Here is a 15,262-nt window from a genome sequence, read left to right as displayed (position 1 = left end):
GGTTTCCGCGTCGGGTTCCGCCTTGGATTCCGCCTTGTGGGGCGAGCCACAGGGCCCCGTACGTCTCGCATGCCGGATGCGCGATAGCCTGACCGGTGGATCTCTCTTGACGCCAAGAGATCGATCATCCGCCCGGGGCAGGGACGCCCCACCGCCAGCTGTCATACGGAGAACGCCATGACCCGCACTCCCGTGAACGTCACCGTCACCGGCGCGGCCGGCCAGATCGGTTACGCCCTGCTCTTCCGCATCGCCTCCGGCCAGCTGCTCGGCGCGGACGTGCCGGTCAAGCTCCGCCTCCTGGAGATCACCCCCGCGCTGAAGGCCGCCGAGGGCACGGCGATGGAGCTCGACGACTGCGCCTTCCCCCTCCTCCAGGGCATCGACATCTCCGACGACCCGAACGTCGCCTTCGACGGCGCCAACGTAGCCCTCCTCGTGGGCGCCCGCCCGCGCACCAAGGGCATGGAGCGCGGCGACCTGCTGGAGGCCAACGGCGGCATCTTCAAGCCGCAGGGCAAGGCCATCAACGACCACGCCGCGGACGACATCAAGGTCCTCGTCGTCGGCAACCCGGCGAACACCAACGCGCTCATCGCGCAGGCCGCCGCGCCGGACGTCCCGGCCGAGCGCTTCACCGCGATGACCCGTCTGGACCACAACCGTGCGCTGACCCAGCTGGCGAAGAAGACGGGCACCTCGGTTGCCGACATCAAGCGCCTGACCATCTGGGGCAACCACTCCGCCACGCAGTACCCGGACATCTTCCACGCCACGGTCGCCGGCAAGAACGCCGCCGAGGTCGTGAACGACGAGAAGTGGCTGGCCGAGGACTTCATCCCGACCGTCGCCAAGCGCGGTGCCGCGATCATCGAGGCCCGCGGCGCCTCGTCGGCCGCCTCCGCCGCCAACGCCGCCATCGACCACGTGTACACCTGGGTCAACGGCACGGCCGAGGGCGACTGGGCCTCCATGGGCATCCCGTCCGACGGCTCCTACGGCGTCCCGGAGGGCCTGATCTCCTCCTTCCCGGTGACCGTCAAGGACGGCAAGTACGAGATCGTCCAGGGCCTGGACATCAACGACTTCTCCCGCGCCCGCATCGACGCGTCCGTCAAGGAGCTGGAGGAGGAGCGCGAGGCGGTTCGCGGCCTCGGCCTCATCTGAGTACCCGCTGAGTACCCGCGTGGGCTCCGCTCCGGTTTCTCCCGGAGCGGGGCCCACGGGTGTTTTCGGCTACTCGCCGTTGAGCCGCGTGGAGGTCGGTGTGCGCCTACAGGACCGTGGCGGTGACGGCGACGCCCAGCGCGGCCCCTGTCTTCCGGGCCGTGGTGCCCAGGCCGGAGCCCAGGCCCGCCTGGTGGGCCGGGAGTGAGGTGACCATGCCGAGGGTCAGGGCGGGCATGTGCACGCCGGCACGGACGCGATGACCGGCAGCCAGCAGGCGTACACCACGTAGGGGGTGCCCGCGTCGGCGGTGCCCGCGCCGAAGCCCTTGAGGTCCTGCAGATACCGCGAGTTGACGAAGAACAGGGCGAACGGGCGTACGGGAGCTGATCGTTCAGGCATCAGGCGTCGGTCAGCTGCTTCTCGAACCAGTGGGCGGCGTAGACGTTGTCGTCGTAGCGCGGGATCTCGGTGTATCCGCATGCCCGGTACATCGCCTGCGCCTCGGTGAGCACGGCGTGTGTGTCCAGGCGTACGACCGCGAGGCCGCGCGCCCGCGCGGACCGCTCCAGCTCCGCCAGCAGCCGGCGCGCCAGACCCAGCCGGCGCGCCTGCGCATGCACCCACAGGTGCCGGATCTCGCCCACGCCCGGTTCCAGGCGGCGCAGGGCCCCGCAGCCAACCGGCCGCCGTTCCTCGTACGCCACCAGGAAGGCGCCGGCGTCGCCGGTGACCTCCTCGGCCCGGACGAGAGCCGTCCTGTCGAAGCCCTCGGGGAAGCGGGCGTCGATGTCCGCCGCGTAGGCGTCCAGGCACGCCCGTGCGTCCGGGGAGGCGCCGTCGACGGTCTCGACGGTGATCCCGGCCAGCCGCAGCAGCCGCTCCGCACTCGCCATGGCCCCGCTCAGCTCGGCCCGCTGGGCGGGGGTGAGACCGTCGAGGAGGCCGGCCACGAGCGCGTCGGACCGGCGGTTCTGCTCGGCGACCTCGGCGCGGCCGGCCGGGGTCAGCTCGACCCTGCGCAGCCGGTTGTCGTGCGCGGGCACGCCGACCCGGACCATCCCCTGGGCGTCCAGCGCCTTCACCATCCGGCTGAGATACCCGGCGTCCAGCCCGAGTCGCCCCCGCAGCTCCCGCAGGGACACCCCGTCACCGATCTCGAACAGCAGCCGGGCCTCACCGAGCGGCCGGTCCTGACCGAGGTAGTGGTCGTCCAGGACGCCGATACGGCGCGTGAAGTACCGATTGAAGCGGCGGAAGGCGGCGACGTCCTCGTCCGGGACCGGTCGCTCGACTCCTTGACCTGAGTCAAAGACCTGCATTCTTTGACTGTAGTCAGAGAACGCGGATCGCGTCCATGGAGAGTTCTGACGCCTTTGTCTGTTTTCGACCGCATTTTCAGTGACGCCGCGCACTTTCAGTCACCGATTACGCATGGTTTCCGCGGGGCCGGGGCAGGCGGACGCGGTCCCCGAGGGTGGCACGTGTGTGACACAGGGGCACGGAACAGGAACGGAAGGCAACACCGATCATGGCGGACACAACGGAACGACAGGCCCAGGCGACCATCCATGCGGGGGGCGAGTGGCTGGGAGCGATCTCGGGCGCGACGCGCGAGATCCTCGACCCCGCGGACGCCCGGCCGTTCGCCGTGGTCGCGGAGGGTGACGAGAAGGATACCGAGCGCGCGGTGGCCGCCGCCCGGCAGGCCTTCGACCACGGCCCCTGGCCCCGCACCCCGGTCGCCGACCGCGCCGCGCTGCTGCGCCGCGTCGCCGACCTCCTCGTGCAGGGCCGCGAGGAACTCGGCCTGCTGGAGAGCCAGGACGCGGGCAAGACCGTGGAAGAGGGCCGTATCGACATCGACTGTGTCGCCGACGCCTTCCGCTACTTCGCCGACCTGGTCGCCGCCGAGGCCCCCGGCCGGGTCGTGGACGCGGGCTCGCCCGACATCCACAGCGTGGTCGTGCACGAGCCCGTCGGTGTGTGCGCGCTGATCACCCCCTGGAACTACCCGCTTCTTCAGGCCAGTTGGAAGATCGCCCCGGCGCTCGCCGCGGGCAACACCTTCGTCATCAAGCCTAGCGAGATCACCCCGATGACGACCATCGCGCTGATCGAGCTGCTCGCCGAGGCCGGCCTGCCCGCCGGTGTCGCCAACATCGTCACCGGCCCCGGGCACACCGTCGGCGCCCGGCTCGCCGAGCACCCCGACGTCGACCTGGTCTCCTTCACCGGCGGCCTGGTCAGCGGCGTCAAGGTCGCCCAGGCCGCCGCCCCGTCCGTGAAGAAGGTCGCGCTCGAACTCGGCGGCAAGAACCCCAACGTCGTCTTCGCCGACGCCTGCGCCACCGAGGAGGGCTTCGACACGGCCGTCGACCAGGCCCTCAACGCCGCCTTCATCCACAGCGGCCAGGTCTGCTCGGCCGGCGGCCGGCTGATCATCGAGGAGTCGGTCCGGGACCGCTTCGTCACCGAACTCGCCCGCCGGGCCCAGAAGATCAGGCTCGGGCGCGGAACCGCCGACGGTGTCGAGTGCGGCCCGCTGGTCAGCTGGCAGCAGCGCGCCAAGGTCGAGGCGTACGTCGCCTCCGCGCTGGAGGAGGGCGCGGTGCTGCGCTGCGGCGGCAAGCGGCCCGAGCCGAGCGAGGCCCGCCCGGAGTCCGGCTACTTCTACGAGCCGACCGTCCTCGACGCCTGCCACCGCGAGATGAAGGTCGTACGCGAGGAGGTGTTCGGACCCGTCCTCACCGTGGAGACCTTCCGTACCGAGGACGAGGCGGTGCTGCTCGCCAACGACACCGAGTACGGCCTCGCCGGCGCCGTCTGGACCGCCGACGCGGGCCGGGCCCGCCGTGTCGCCGGCCGGCTGCGCCACGGCACCGTCTGGATCAACGACTTCCACCCCTACCTGCCGCAGGCGGAGTGGGGCGGCTTCGGCAAGAGCGGCACCGGCCGCGAGCTGGGGCCCGCGGGACTCGCCGAGTACCGCGAGGCCAAGCACGTCTACCAGAACCTCGCGCCGAAGCCGGTGCGCTGGTTCGCCGGCGGAACCGACTGAACCCGGCCGCACCCGGCTCGATCGGCTGAGTCCCACCTCTTTCCCCACCCCTGGAGTAACACCCCTCATGTCCGAGACCACTCCCCACGTCTACGACTATGTCGTCATCGGCGGCGGCACCGCGGGCTCCGTCATCGCCTCCCGCCTCACCGAGAACCCGGACGTCACCGTCGCCGTCATCGAGGGCGGCCCGAGTGACGTCGGCCGCGACGACGTCCTCACCCTGCGCCGCTGGATGGGCCTGCTCGGCGGCGACCTCGACTACGACTACCCGACCGTCGAGCAGCCGCGCGGCAACTCCCACATCCGGCACAGCCGCGCCCGCGTCCTCGGCGGCTGCTCCTCCCACAACACCCTCATCTCCTTCAAGCCGCTGCCGTCCGACTGGGACGAGTGGGAGGCCGCCGGCGCCAAGGGCTGGGGCGCCGTCCCCATGGAGGCGTACTTCGCCCGCCTGAAGAACAACATCGTCTCGGTCGACGAGAAGGACCGGAACGCCATCGCCCGCGACTTCGTCGACGCCGCCCAGTCGGCCCTCGGCGTGCCCCGGGTCGAGGGCTTCAACAAGAAGCCGTTCACCGAGGGCGTCGGCTTCTTCGACCTCGCCTACCACCCGGAGAACAACAAGCGGTCGAGCGCGTCCGTCGCCTACCTCCACCCGGTGATGGACGAGCGCCCCAACCTGACCGTCCTCCTGGAGACCTGGGCGTACCAGCTGGAGCTGAACGGCACCCGCGCCGACGGCGTCCACGTGCGCACCAAGGACGGCGAGGAACTGCTGGTCCGCGCCCGTAACGAGGTGGTCCTGTGCGCGGGCGCCGTGGACTCCCCGCGCCTGCTGATGCACTCGGGCATCGGTCCGCGGGAAGACCTGGAGGCTCTCGGCATCCCGGTCGTCCGCGACCTGCCGGGCGTCGGCGAGAATCTGCTCGACCACCCCGAGTCGGTCATCGTCTGGGAGACCCACGGCCCGATCCCGGAGAACTCCGCGATGGACTCCGACGCGGGCCTGTTCGTGCACCGCGACCCCGACCACGCGGGCCCGGACCTGATGTTCCACTTCTACCAGATCCCGTTCACGGACAACCCGGAGCGACTGGGGTACCAGCGGCCGGAGTTCGGGGTGTCGATGACCCCGAACATCCCCAAGCCGAAGTCCCGCGGCCGCCTGTACCTGACCAGCGCCGACCCGTCCGTGAAGCCGGCCCTGGACTTCCGGTACTTCACCGACGAGGACGACTACGACGGCCGGACCCTGGTCGACGGCATCCGCATCGCCCGCGAGATCGCCAGGACCGAGCCGCTCGCGAGCTGGCTCAAGCGTGAGGTCTGCCCCGGCCCGGAGGTCCTCGGTGACGCCGAGCTGAGCGAGTACGCCCGCAAGGTCGCGCACACCGTCTACCACCCCGCCGGCACCTGCAAGATGGGCGCCGCCGACGACCCACTCGCCGTGGTGGACCCGGAGCTGAGGATCCGCGGCCTCGACGGCATCCGGATCGCCGACGCCTCCGTCTTCCCGACCATGCCCGCCGTGAACCCGATGATCGGGGTGCTCATGGTCGGGGAGAAGGCCGTCGAACTGATCGGTGGTGATGCGTGATGAGTACGGCGATCGAGACGCCCGTCTTCTCCGTCTCCGGCCTGTGGAAGGTCTTCGGCCCCAAGCCGGAGCGGATTCCCGCCGACCGGGAACTCAGCACACTGGACCCCGCCGACCTGCGCGCCCGCACGGGCTGTACGGCGGCCGTGCGTGACGTCTCCTTCGACGTCCGCAAGGGCGAGGTGTTCGTGGTGATGGGCCTGTCGGGCTCCGGCAAGTCCACCCTGGTCCGCTGTCTGACCCGCCTCATCGAGCCCACGGCGGGCACGATCGCCATCGACGGCGAGGACGTCCGCGCGATGGACAAGTCCCGCCTGCGCGAACTGCGCCGCCACCGCGCCGCCATGGTCTTCCAGCACTTCGGCCTGCTCCCGCACCGCACGGTCCTCGACAACGTGGCCTACGGCCTGGAGATCCAGGGCATGGGCAAGGCCGAGCGCCGCGAGCGGGCCGCCGAGGTCGTCGCCAAGGTCGGCCTGGAGGGCATGGAACACCGCCGGCCCGCCCAGCTCTCCGGCGGCCAGCGCCAACGCGTCGGCCTGGCCCGGGCGTTGGCGGTCGACCCCGAGGTGCTCCTCTTCGACGAACCCTTCAGCGCCCTCGACCCGCTCATCCGGCGCGACATGCAGGACGAGGTGGCCCGCCTGCACCGCGAGGAGGGCCGCACGATGGTCTTCATCACCCATGACCTCGCCGAGGCCCTGAAACTCGGCGACCGCATCGCCCTGATGCGCGACGGCAAGGTCGTCCAGCTCGGCACCCCGGAGGAGATCGTCGGCTCCCCGGCCGACGACTACGTCCGCGAGTTCGTCCGAGAGGTTCCTCGCGAGCAGGTCATGACCGTGCGTACGGCCATGAAGCCGGGCGACTGTGGCGGCCCGGACCACCCGGGCGCACTGGCCCCGGACGCGGTCGTCGTGGACGCGATCAAGACGGTGGCGGGAATCGGTACTCCGGCGTGCGTGGTGGAGAAGGGCGAGTGCGTGGGCGTGGTCGACCACGAGCGCCTGCTCGCCGTGGTGGCGGGTGTGCCCGCCGTATCCGCGGCACCCCGCGAGCCTGGGCAAGTGAAGACCCCCGGCCCCCGCACCAGCCCGGAGGCCGTCTGATGGCAACGCTCACCGTCTCCACCTCCGCCCGCGCCAGAGCCCCCCGCGTCCTCAAGAGCCGAGCCGCGGGCAAACTCCTCCTGCTCGCTCTCGTCGCCGCGGTCCTCGCCCCCTGGGCCGCCACCCACTGGCCCGGCGCCAGCTGGCCCCACGACCTGACCGTCAGCCTCGACAAACCCCTCGCCTCGGCGAGCAACTGGGTCATCGACAACCGGGACAGCCACCCCCTGTTCCTGTACTTCTTCGGCTACATCAGCAACGCGGTCGTCCTCTCCGTACGCGCCGTCTACCTCACCCTGCTCGCCGCGGGCTGGACCGGTGTCACGGTCTTCGGCGCCCTCGTCGCCTGGCGAGTCGCCGGTGCCCGCCTGGCCGCCGGCACGGCGATCGCCTTCCTGGCCTGCGGCGCGCTGGGCATGTGGGTCCCGACGATGCAGACCCTCGCGCTGATGGTCGTGGCGGTCCTCGCCTCCGTGGTCGTCGGCGCCCTGCTCGGCCTCGCCGCCGGGCTCTCCGACCGCCTGGACCGCGCCCTGCGCCCGGTCCTGGACACCATGCAGGTGCTCCCGGCCTTCGCCTATCTCCTCCCCGTCGTCCTGGTCTTCGGCATCGGCGTCCCCGCGGCCGTCCTCGCCACCGTCGTGTACGCCGCCCCGCCGATGGCCCGCCTCACCGCGCTCGGCCTGCGCGGCGCCGACCCCGAGGTCCTGGAGGCCGTGGAGTCCCTCGGCTCGACCCGCCGCCAGCGGCTGCTGACCGCCCGTATCCCGCTGGCCCGGGGGGAACTCCTCCTCGGCCTCAACCAGACGATCATGATGGCGCTGTCCATGGCCACCATCGCCTCGATCATCGGCGCCGCCGGCCTCGGTGACCGCGTCTACCAGGCGCTCGCCTCGGTCGACGTCGGCGCGGCACTCGCGGCCGGCATCCCGATCGTGCTGCTCGCGGTCGTGCTGGACCGGGTGACCGGAGCGGCAGGAGCGGCAGACGACGGCACCACGCGCCCGAAGACCATCGGCTGGGCCTACGCCCTCGCCGTCACCGTGGCCGTCGCCCTGGCCACCCGCCTCCTCGGCAGTCTGGACTGGCCGAGCGGCTGGAACCTGAACATCGCCGAACCGGTCGACCGCGCCGTCGACTGGATGACCAACCACCTGTACTCCGGTGTCCCGGTCGTCGGCGGTACGGCCGACTGGGCGGCCCACTTCACCACCTGGGTGCTCGACCCCGTCCGCTCCGGTCTGCTGTGGCTGCCCTGGTGGTCGGTGCTGCTGATCGTCGCCGCCCTGGCCTGGTCGATCGGCACCTGGCGCACCGCCCTGACCGCCGTCCTCGCCATGGCCGCGATCGGGGTCCTCGGTGTCTGGGGGCCCGCCCTCGACACGCTCTCCCAGGTGCTGGCCGCCGTCGCCGTCACCCTGGTCCTCGGAGTCGCGACCGGTATCGCCGCCGCCCGCAGCGACCGTGTCGAACGCGCCCTGCGCCCGGTCCTGGACGTCTTCCAGACCATGCCGCAGTTCGTGTACCTGATCCCGGTCGTCGCGCTGTTCGGCGTGGGCCGCGCGCCCGCCGTCGCCGCGGCCGTCGTCTACGCCCTCCCGGCCGTCGTCCGGATCACCGCCCAGGGCCTGCGCCAGGTCGACCCGGCCGCGCTGGAGTCGGCGCGCTCGCTCGGCGCGACCGGCCGCCAGCAGCTGTGGCAGGTCCAACTCCCCCTCGCGAGGCGTTCGTTGCTGCTCGCCGTCAACCAGGGCGTGGTCCTGGTCCTCGCCGTCGTCATCATCGGCGGCCTGGTCGGCGGTGGCGCCCTCGGCTACAGCACGGTCTTCGGCCTCGCCCAGGGCGACCTGGCGACCGGTCTGGTGGCCGGTGCGGCGATCGTCTGCCTGGGCCTGATGCTCGACCGGGTGACCCAGCCGACCGAGCGACGTACGAAGAAGGGAGCGTGACATGACGAAGCTGAAGCGCAGGACGGCGCTGATCGCCGCCGGAGCGGCCACCGTGTCGCTGCTCACCGGCTGCGGCGCCGCCGACATGACCAAGCAGGCCTCGCCGTTCGCCAATGCCCAGGGCACGAAGTCCGTGACCCTGTCCGTGCAGTCCTGGGTGGGCGCGCAGTCGAACGTCGCCGTGGCCCAGTACCTCCTGGCACACAAGCTCGGCTACCGCGTCGACACCGTCCAGGTCGACGAGGTGCCCGCCTGGGACGCGCTCAGCCAGGGCCGCGTCGACGCGATCCTGGAGGACTGGGGCCACCCGGACCAGGAGAAGCGGTACGTCGAGGACAAGAAGACCATCGCCCGCGCCGGCGACCTCGGGGTGACCGGCCACATCGGCTGGTTCGTGCCGACCTACCTGGCCAAGCAGCACCCGGACATCACGGACTGGAAGAACCTCAACAAGTACGCCCCCCTCTTCCGCACCGCGGAGAGCGGCGGCAAGGGCCAGCTGATGGACGGCTCCCCGTCGTACGTCACCAACGACAAGGCCCTGGTGCAGAACCTGAAGCTGAACTACCAGGTCGTCTTCGCCGGCTCCGAGGCCGCCCAGATCACCCAGATGAGGCAGTTCGCCAAGCAGCAGAAGCCCTTCCTGACCTACTGGTACTCACCCCAGTGGCTGTTCAAGAAGGTTCCCATGACGGAGGTGAAGCTGCCGCCGTACAAGGTCGGCTGCGACGCGGACCCGGCGAAGATCGCCTGCGCCTATCCGCACACCCCGCTGCAGAAGTACCTCAACGCCGGCTTCGCCAAGTCCGGGGGCAAGGCGGCCGCCTTCCTGAAGAAGTTCAAGTGGACGACCGAGGACCAGAACGAGGTCTCCCTGATGATCGCCGACGAGAAACTGTCGCCCCAGGACGCGGCGAAGAAGTGGGTGGACAGCCACCCCGACGTGTGGAAGCGATGGCTGTCCTGAACGGCCGTGTCAGCCGAGCCCGTTGGTGATCTCCCGCAGGGCGGCCGTCGCCATCCGCTGGAGTCCCGGGCCGAACGTGATGCGGGTGGCCCCGAGTTCGCCGAGTTCGGTGACCGAGGGGCCCCCGCCGTCCGGGCGGGCGTTGATGTTGACGGGGCCCTGGATCCCGGAGCGCAGCAGCGGCAGTACGTCCGCCGGGGCGAAGATCGGGTAGATGCAGTCGGCGCCCGCCGCGACGTACGACGCGGCCCGCTCGATGGCCCGTTCGGGATCCTTGTCGCCGTGGAGGAAGACATCCACGCGGGCGTTGAGGAACAGCCGGCCGGCGGCGGCCTCGCGGAACTCGGCGAGGAACTCGGCCTGCTCCCGCGTGTCCCTGAGGACGCCCCCGGCCGAGTCCTCCAGGTTGCAGCCGACGGCACCGGCCTCCAGCAGCCGCTCCACCAGCTCCTTGGGCGCGAGCCCGTACCCGCTCTCGATGTCCGCCGACACCGGCACGTCCACCGCCCGGGTGATCCGCGCGATCGCCGCGAACATCTCGTCGGCCGGGGTGGACCCGTCCTCGTGGCCGAGTGACGCGGCCACCCCGGCGCTCGGCGTGGCCAGCGCCGGGAACCCGGCCTCCACCAGCACCCGGGCGCTGGCCGCGTCCCAGGGCCCGGGCAGGACCAGCGGATCGCCCGGCGTGCGCCCCAGATGCAGTGCGCGGAACTCCTCGACCTTGCTCACGGCTGGTAACCCCCCGGCGGGACTCGACGGCTGACCATCAGACGGTTCCAGCCGTTGATGACGGTGATCAGGCCGATGAGATGGGCGAGTTCGGCCTCGCTGAAGTGTTTCGCGGCGCGTTCGTACACCTCGTCCGGCACGCCGCCGGTGAGCAGGGTGACCGCCTCGGTCAGCGCCAGCGCGGCCCGCTCCCGCTCGCTGTAGAGGTCCTCGGCCTCCTCCCAGGCGTTGAGGAGCTGGATGCGGTCCTCCGACTCCCCGTGCCTGCGGGCCAGTCGGAGGTGCATGTCGAGGCAGAACGCGCAGTGGTTGAGCTGTGAGGCGCGGATCATCACCAGCTCGGCCAGGGCCGGATCGCCGAGCCCCTTCTTCGCGGCCGCGCTGAGCGCGGACATCGCCTGCGCGACCTCCCGGTCCAGCATCTGTGTACGGCTCACTTGTGCTGTCCCGCCTGGTAGTGGCCGGGCACCGCGCGGGTGGTCACCCCGAACCGGTTCCACGCGTTGATCACCGCGATGGCGGCGATCAGCTGGGCCAGCTCGGCCTCCTCGAAGTGCCCCGCAGCCTCCTCGTACACCTCGTCCGGCACGAAGCCGTCCGTCAGCACGGTGATCGCCTCGGTCAGCTCGATCGCCGCCAGCTCCTTCGCGGTGTAGAAGTGCCGCGACTCCTCCCAGGCGCTGAGCTGCACGATCCGCTGCACGGTCTCGCCGGCCGCCAGCGCGTCCTTGGTGTGCATGTCGAGACAGAGCGCGCAGTGGTTGAGCTGCGAGGCGCGGATCTTCACCAGCTCGAACAGCGTGGGGTCCAGACCCTGCCTGGCCGCCGCGTCGAGCCGGATCATCGCCTTGTAGACGTCGGGGGCCAGCTGGGCCCAGCTCATACGGGGGGTGTGCTCGGGAACGTACTCGGTGCTGATGCCGGTGCTGATGTCAGTGCTCATGGCCTCGACCCTAGGAGTCGGGCAGCCCAGGGGTATGGTCCATTTCCATGGTGGAATCCTGGGCCACTCTGGGCGTCGACCTGCACCTCGAACCGTCCGGCACGGGCGGGCTGCGCCGGGGGCTGACCGACGCGCTGCGGGACGCCGTCCGCACCGGCCGACTGGCCCCCGGCACCCGGCTGCCCTCCTCCCGTGCCCTCGCCGCCGACCTCGGCATCGCCCGCAACACCGTCGCCGAGGCCTATGCGGACCTGGTGGCGGAAGGCTGGCTCACGGCCCGGCAGGGCTCCGGCACCCGGGTGTCGGAGAGGGCCGCCGCGGCCCCGCCGGCCGCCGCCACACGGCCCGGCGGGGAAGCCGCACCCCGCCAGGGGCAACCGGCCCGGCCGACGTACAGCCTCCTGCCCGGCAGCCCCGACCTGGCCGCCTTCCCCCGCACCGAGTGGCTCAGGGCCGCCCGCCGCGCCCTCGCCACGGCCCCGTACGACGCCCTCGGCTACGGCGACCCGCGCGGCCGCCCCGAACTGCGCACCGCCCTCGCCGGCTATCTCGCCCGCGTGCGCGGTGTCCGGACCGACCCGGAGACCATCCTGATCACCTCCGGCTTCGCGCACGCCCTGCGCATCATCGGCACGGTGCTCGCGGCGCGCGGGGTACGCACGGTGGCCGTCGAGTCGTACGGCCTGGACGCCTACTGGCGCCTGCTGCAACAGGCAGGCCTCGCCACCCCCGCGCTGCCCTACGACGAACTCGGCACCGACACAGGGGAGTTGACCGGCGCCGGCGCGGTACTGCTGACCCCCGCCCACCAGTTCCCCATGGGCACGGCCCTGCACCCCGACCGGCGGGCCGCCGTCGTCGACTGGGCCCGGCACACCGGCGGGCTGGTCCTGGAGGACGACTACGACGGCGAGTTCCGCTACGACCGCCAGCCCGTCGGCGCCCTCCAGGGCCTCGACCCCGACCGGGTCCTCTACTTCGGCACCGCCAGCAAGTCCCTGGCCCCCGGACTCCGGCTGGGCTGGATGGCGCTGCCCCCGGCCCTGGCGGCGGAGGCGGCCTCGGCCAAGGGCGGCACCGACACCGTGGGGGTGCTCGAACAGCTCACCCTCGCCGAGTTCATCACCTCCGGGGCGTACGACCGCCACGTCCGCTCCTCCCGCCTGCGCTACCGGCGCCGCCGCGACGCCCTCGCCGCCGCCGTCACCGCCCGCGCGCCCGAGGTCACGGTCACCGGGATCGCCGCCGGCCTGCACGCGCTGCTCCGCCTCCCACCCGGCCTGGAACAGTCCGTGATCCAGGCCGCGGCCTGGCAGGGCCTGGCCCTGCAGGGCCTCACCTTCCATCGCCACGAGGAGGCTGTCACCGAGCCGTTGGACGCGTTGGTCGTGGGGTACGCGACGCCTCCGGACAGCGCCTGGGCGGGGGCGCTGGACGCGTTGTGCCGGGTACTGCCGTAGCCGGGGATGCCTGTGAAGGGGCGCGGGGCCCTGTCCATCAGCGGCTTCGCCGCGGGGCGCGACCAGCCACGCACATGCCGCAGTCGCCGACCGGACAGCAGCCCCCACCCCATCAGGCGCCCGGCGACTCCTCCACCGGTGCCTCCCCAAAGCGCGCGAGCGCCAGCGCCCCCGCCACCGCCACCGCGAAACCGAGGACCGCCAGCCAGGTCAGCCCCTCCCGCGTGCGGTCCCCCAGCCAGATCACACCCACCGCCGCCGGCCCGATCGTCTCCCCGATCACTATCCCGGCGGTGGCCGTCGTCACCGAGCCCCGCTGCAGCGCCGAGGTGAGCAGCACGAACGCGGCGCCGCCGCCGAGCAGCAGCGCATACGTCGCCGGATTGGCCAGCAGATCGGCCGGCCGCAGGGAGTCGATCAGACGGACCGCGACCTCGACCACCCCGAACCCGAACCCGGCGCCGAGCCCCAGGAACAACGCGCGGGTCCGCCCGGACAGCCGGCCGCCGACCCCGCCGAGCAGCAGCACGCCCACTGCCGCCACGACCATCGCGTACTTCAGCCAGCCCGGACCACTCCGGTCGCCCTCCGCGCCCGAGGCCAGCCCCAGCATCGCCAGGCCCGCGCACACCACACCCACGGCGGCCCACTCGACCCCGCTCAGCCGTACCCTCAGCAGCCGGGCCGCCACCACGGCCGTCACGGCGAGGCTGGCCGCCAGCGCCGCTCCCACCGCGTAGATCGGCACCGATCGCAGCGCCGCGATCTGCAGCAGAAAGCCCAGCCCGTCCAGCGCCAGCCCGGCGATGTACCGCCACTGCCGCAGCGCGCGCAGCAACAGCGCCGCGTCCCCGCCACCACCCCCGTCCGTGCTCGCCGCCCGCGCGGCCACCGCCTGCAAAACCGTCGCGGTGCCGAAGCAGACCGCCGCGCCGAGGGCGCACACCATTCCAAACAACACAAAGGGACTCTAGGGGAACGGTAAAGCGCCGGGTCGCCCGCACGGACCTTCTCACCGATCTCTAGCCCGACCCGGCAGCCCCCTCTCAGCCGTTCAGTACCGCACGCAGCTGCTCAAGCCCCCAGTCCAGGTCCTCCTCGGAGATCACCAGCGGCGGGGCGATCCGGATCGTGGCGTCGTGGGTGTCCTTCACCAGCACACCCCGGTCCATCAGCCGCTCGGACACCGCCCGCGCCGTACCGGCCTTCGGCGCGAGGTCCAGGCCCGCCCACAGCCCGCGCCCGCGGACCGCCGTCACCGTGCCCGTGGCCCGCAGGGCCGCCAGCGCCCGGTGCATCCGCTCGCCCAGCGCGGCCGCCCGGGCCTGGAACTCGCCGGTCCGCAGCATCGCGATCACCTCCAGCGCCACCGCGCAGGCCAGCGGATTCCCGCCGAACGTCGACCCGTGCTCGCCCGGCCGGAACACCCCGAGCACCTCCGCGCTCGACACCACCGCCGACACCGGCACGATCCCGCCGCCCAGCGCCTTGCCCAGCACATACATGTCCGGGACCACCCCCTCGTGCTCGCACGCGAAGGTCCGCCCGGTCCGGCCGAGGCCCGACTGGATCTCGTCGGCGACGAAGAGCACGTTCCGCTCCCGGGTCAGCTCCCGGACGGCCGGGAGATAGCCGGCCGGTGGCACGATCACCCCGTTCTCGCCCTGGATCGGCTCCAGCAGCACCGCGACGGTGTTCTCCGTCAGCGCCGCCCGCATCGCCGTCAGATCGCCGTACGGCACGATCTGGAACCCCGGCGTGTACGGCCCGAAGTCCGCCCGCGCCTCCGGGTCGGTGGAGAAGCTGATGATCGTCGTCGTACGACCGTGGAAGTTGCCGCCCGCGACCACGATCTTCGCCATCTCCGCGGGCACCCCCTTCACCCGGTACCCCCACTTCCGGGCCGTCTTCACCGCGCTCTCCACCGCCTCCGCGCCGGTGTTCATCGGCAGCACCATCTCCATCCCGCACAGCTCGGCCAGCTCCGTGCAGAACGCGGCGAACCGGTCGTGCAGAAAGGCGCGGGAGGTCAGCGTCACCCGCTCCAGCTGCGCCTTCGCCGCCTCGATCAGCCGCCGGTTGCCGTGCCCGAAGTTGAGCGCCGAGTAACCGGCCAGCAGATCCAGATACCGCCGCCCCTCCACATCCGTCATCCACGCCCCCTGTGCCGTGGCCACGACGACCGGCAGCGGACGGTAGGTGGGCGCGCAGTGCGCCTCGGCGGCGGCGACGAGGTCTTCAGCAGCGGTCATGGCCTCTCCCGGATCCGGCGGGAAC

Annotated in this window: 13 protein-coding genes and 1 pseudogene; 7 read left to right on the top strand and 7 right to left on the bottom strand. The window is 71.9% G+C overall.

Annotation, left to right across the window (positions count from 1 at the left end; translation table 11 throughout):
• The first annotated feature begins 177 nt into the window (after positions 1-177).
• The gene (locus tag AV521_RS13380) at positions 178-1,167 is read left to right on the top strand and encodes a malate dehydrogenase (RefSeq protein WP_076087869.1); all 990 of its coding nucleotides are present in this window, start codon (positions 178-180) and stop codon (positions 1,165-1,167) included.
• 109 nt (positions 1,168-1,276) lie between these two features.
• Here the strand turns inward: AV521_RS13380 and AV521_RS13375 are convergent.
• Positions 1,277-1,539 (bottom strand): annotated as a pseudogene (locus AV521_RS13375) (MFS transporter); the annotation flags it as partial.
• Positions 1,540-1,568: 29 nt separating this feature from the next.
• A complete protein-coding gene (locus AV521_RS13370; RefSeq protein ID WP_076087868.1) occupies positions 1,569-2,489 on the bottom strand; it encodes a bifunctional helix-turn-helix transcriptional regulator/GNAT family N-acetyltransferase in 921 nt (306 codons plus the stop codon).
• A gap of 209 nt (positions 2,490-2,698) precedes the next feature.
• Here AV521_RS13370 and AV521_RS13365 point away from each other — a divergent pair, with 209 nt between their 5' ends.
• From AV521_RS13365 to AV521_RS13345, 5 genes are all read left to right on the top strand, one after another.
• Entirely contained in the window at positions 2,699-4,228 is a 1,530-nt protein-coding gene (locus AV521_RS13365; protein ID WP_076087867.1) for an aldehyde dehydrogenase family protein, read from the top strand.
• A 67-nt stretch (positions 4,229-4,295) separates the two neighbouring features.
• Positions 4,296-5,828, top strand: coding sequence for a GMC family oxidoreductase (locus AV521_RS13360; protein WP_076087865.1), 1,533 nt, complete (start codon positions 4,296-4,298; stop codon positions 5,826-5,828).
• Positions 5,828-6,937: a glycine betaine/L-proline ABC transporter ATP-binding protein gene (locus AV521_RS13355; protein ID WP_076087863.1), complete on the top strand. Its 1,110-nt coding sequence runs from the start codon at positions 5,828-5,830 to the stop codon at positions 6,935-6,937. Before AV521_RS13360 ends, AV521_RS13355 begins: the two co-directional genes overlap by 1 nt.
• Positions 6,937-8,886, top strand: coding sequence for a proline/glycine betaine ABC transporter permease (locus AV521_RS13350; protein ID WP_076087861.1), 1,950 nt, complete (start codon positions 6,937-6,939; stop codon positions 8,884-8,886). The genes AV521_RS13355 and AV521_RS13350 overlap by 1 nt, the downstream gene beginning before the upstream one ends.
• 1 nt (position 8,887) lies before the next feature.
• Positions 8,888-9,853 carry an ABC transporter substrate-binding protein gene (locus AV521_RS13345; protein WP_107480899.1) on the top strand — a complete coding sequence of 322 codons (966 nt, stop codon included), beginning with the start codon at positions 8,888-8,890 and terminating at the stop codon, positions 9,851-9,853.
• A gap of 9 nt (positions 9,854-9,862) precedes the next feature.
• Here the strand turns inward: AV521_RS13345 and AV521_RS13340 are convergent, their stop codons facing one another.
• The 3 genes from AV521_RS13340 to AV521_RS13330 are packed head-to-tail and all read right to left on the bottom strand — an operon-like array spanning position 9,863 to position 11,525.
• The gene (locus AV521_RS13340) at positions 9,863-10,582 is read right to left on the bottom strand and encodes an isocitrate lyase/phosphoenolpyruvate mutase family protein (RefSeq protein WP_076087859.1); all 720 of its coding nucleotides are present in this window, start codon (positions 10,580-10,582) and stop codon (positions 9,863-9,865) included.
• Entirely contained in the window at positions 10,579-11,004 is a 426-nt protein-coding gene (locus AV521_RS13335; RefSeq protein WP_076087858.1) for a carboxymuconolactone decarboxylase family protein, read from the bottom strand. The genes AV521_RS13340 and AV521_RS13335 overlap by 4 nt, the downstream gene beginning before the upstream one ends.
• Positions 11,005-11,015: 11 nt before the next feature.
• Positions 11,016-11,525, bottom strand: coding sequence for a carboxymuconolactone decarboxylase family protein (locus AV521_RS13330; RefSeq protein ID WP_076087856.1), 510 nt, complete (start codon positions 11,523-11,525; stop codon positions 11,016-11,018).
• Positions 11,526-11,572: 47 nt separating this feature from the next.
• Between AV521_RS13330 and AV521_RS13325 the strand changes: the two genes are divergently transcribed.
• The gene (locus AV521_RS13325; protein WP_076087854.1) at positions 11,573-12,985 is read left to right on the top strand and encodes a PLP-dependent aminotransferase family protein; all 1,413 of its coding nucleotides are present in this window, start codon (positions 11,573-11,575) and stop codon (positions 12,983-12,985) included.
• 112 nt (positions 12,986-13,097) lie between these two features.
• Here the strand turns inward: AV521_RS13325 and AV521_RS13320 are convergent, their stop codons facing one another.
• On the bottom strand, positions 13,098-13,934 hold the full coding sequence (locus AV521_RS13320) for a hypothetical protein (RefSeq protein ID WP_076087852.1): 837 nt from the start codon (positions 13,932-13,934) through the stop codon (positions 13,098-13,100).
• Positions 13,935-14,031: 97 nt separating this feature from the next.
• Positions 14,032-15,237 carry an ornithine--oxo-acid transaminase gene (rocD, locus tag AV521_RS13315; protein WP_076088052.1) on the bottom strand — a complete coding sequence of 402 codons (1,206 nt, stop codon included), beginning with the start codon at positions 15,235-15,237 and terminating at the stop codon, positions 14,032-14,034.
• Positions 15,238-15,262: the final 25 nt, after the last annotated feature.

It is taken from the genome of Streptomyces sp. IMTB 2501 (assembly GCF_001953885.1).
In the GTDB taxonomy this organism is placed as follows: Bacteria; Actinomycetota; Actinomycetes; order Streptomycetales; family Streptomycetaceae; genus Streptomyces.
This window is presented reverse-complemented; position numbering and strand designations above follow the sequence as displayed.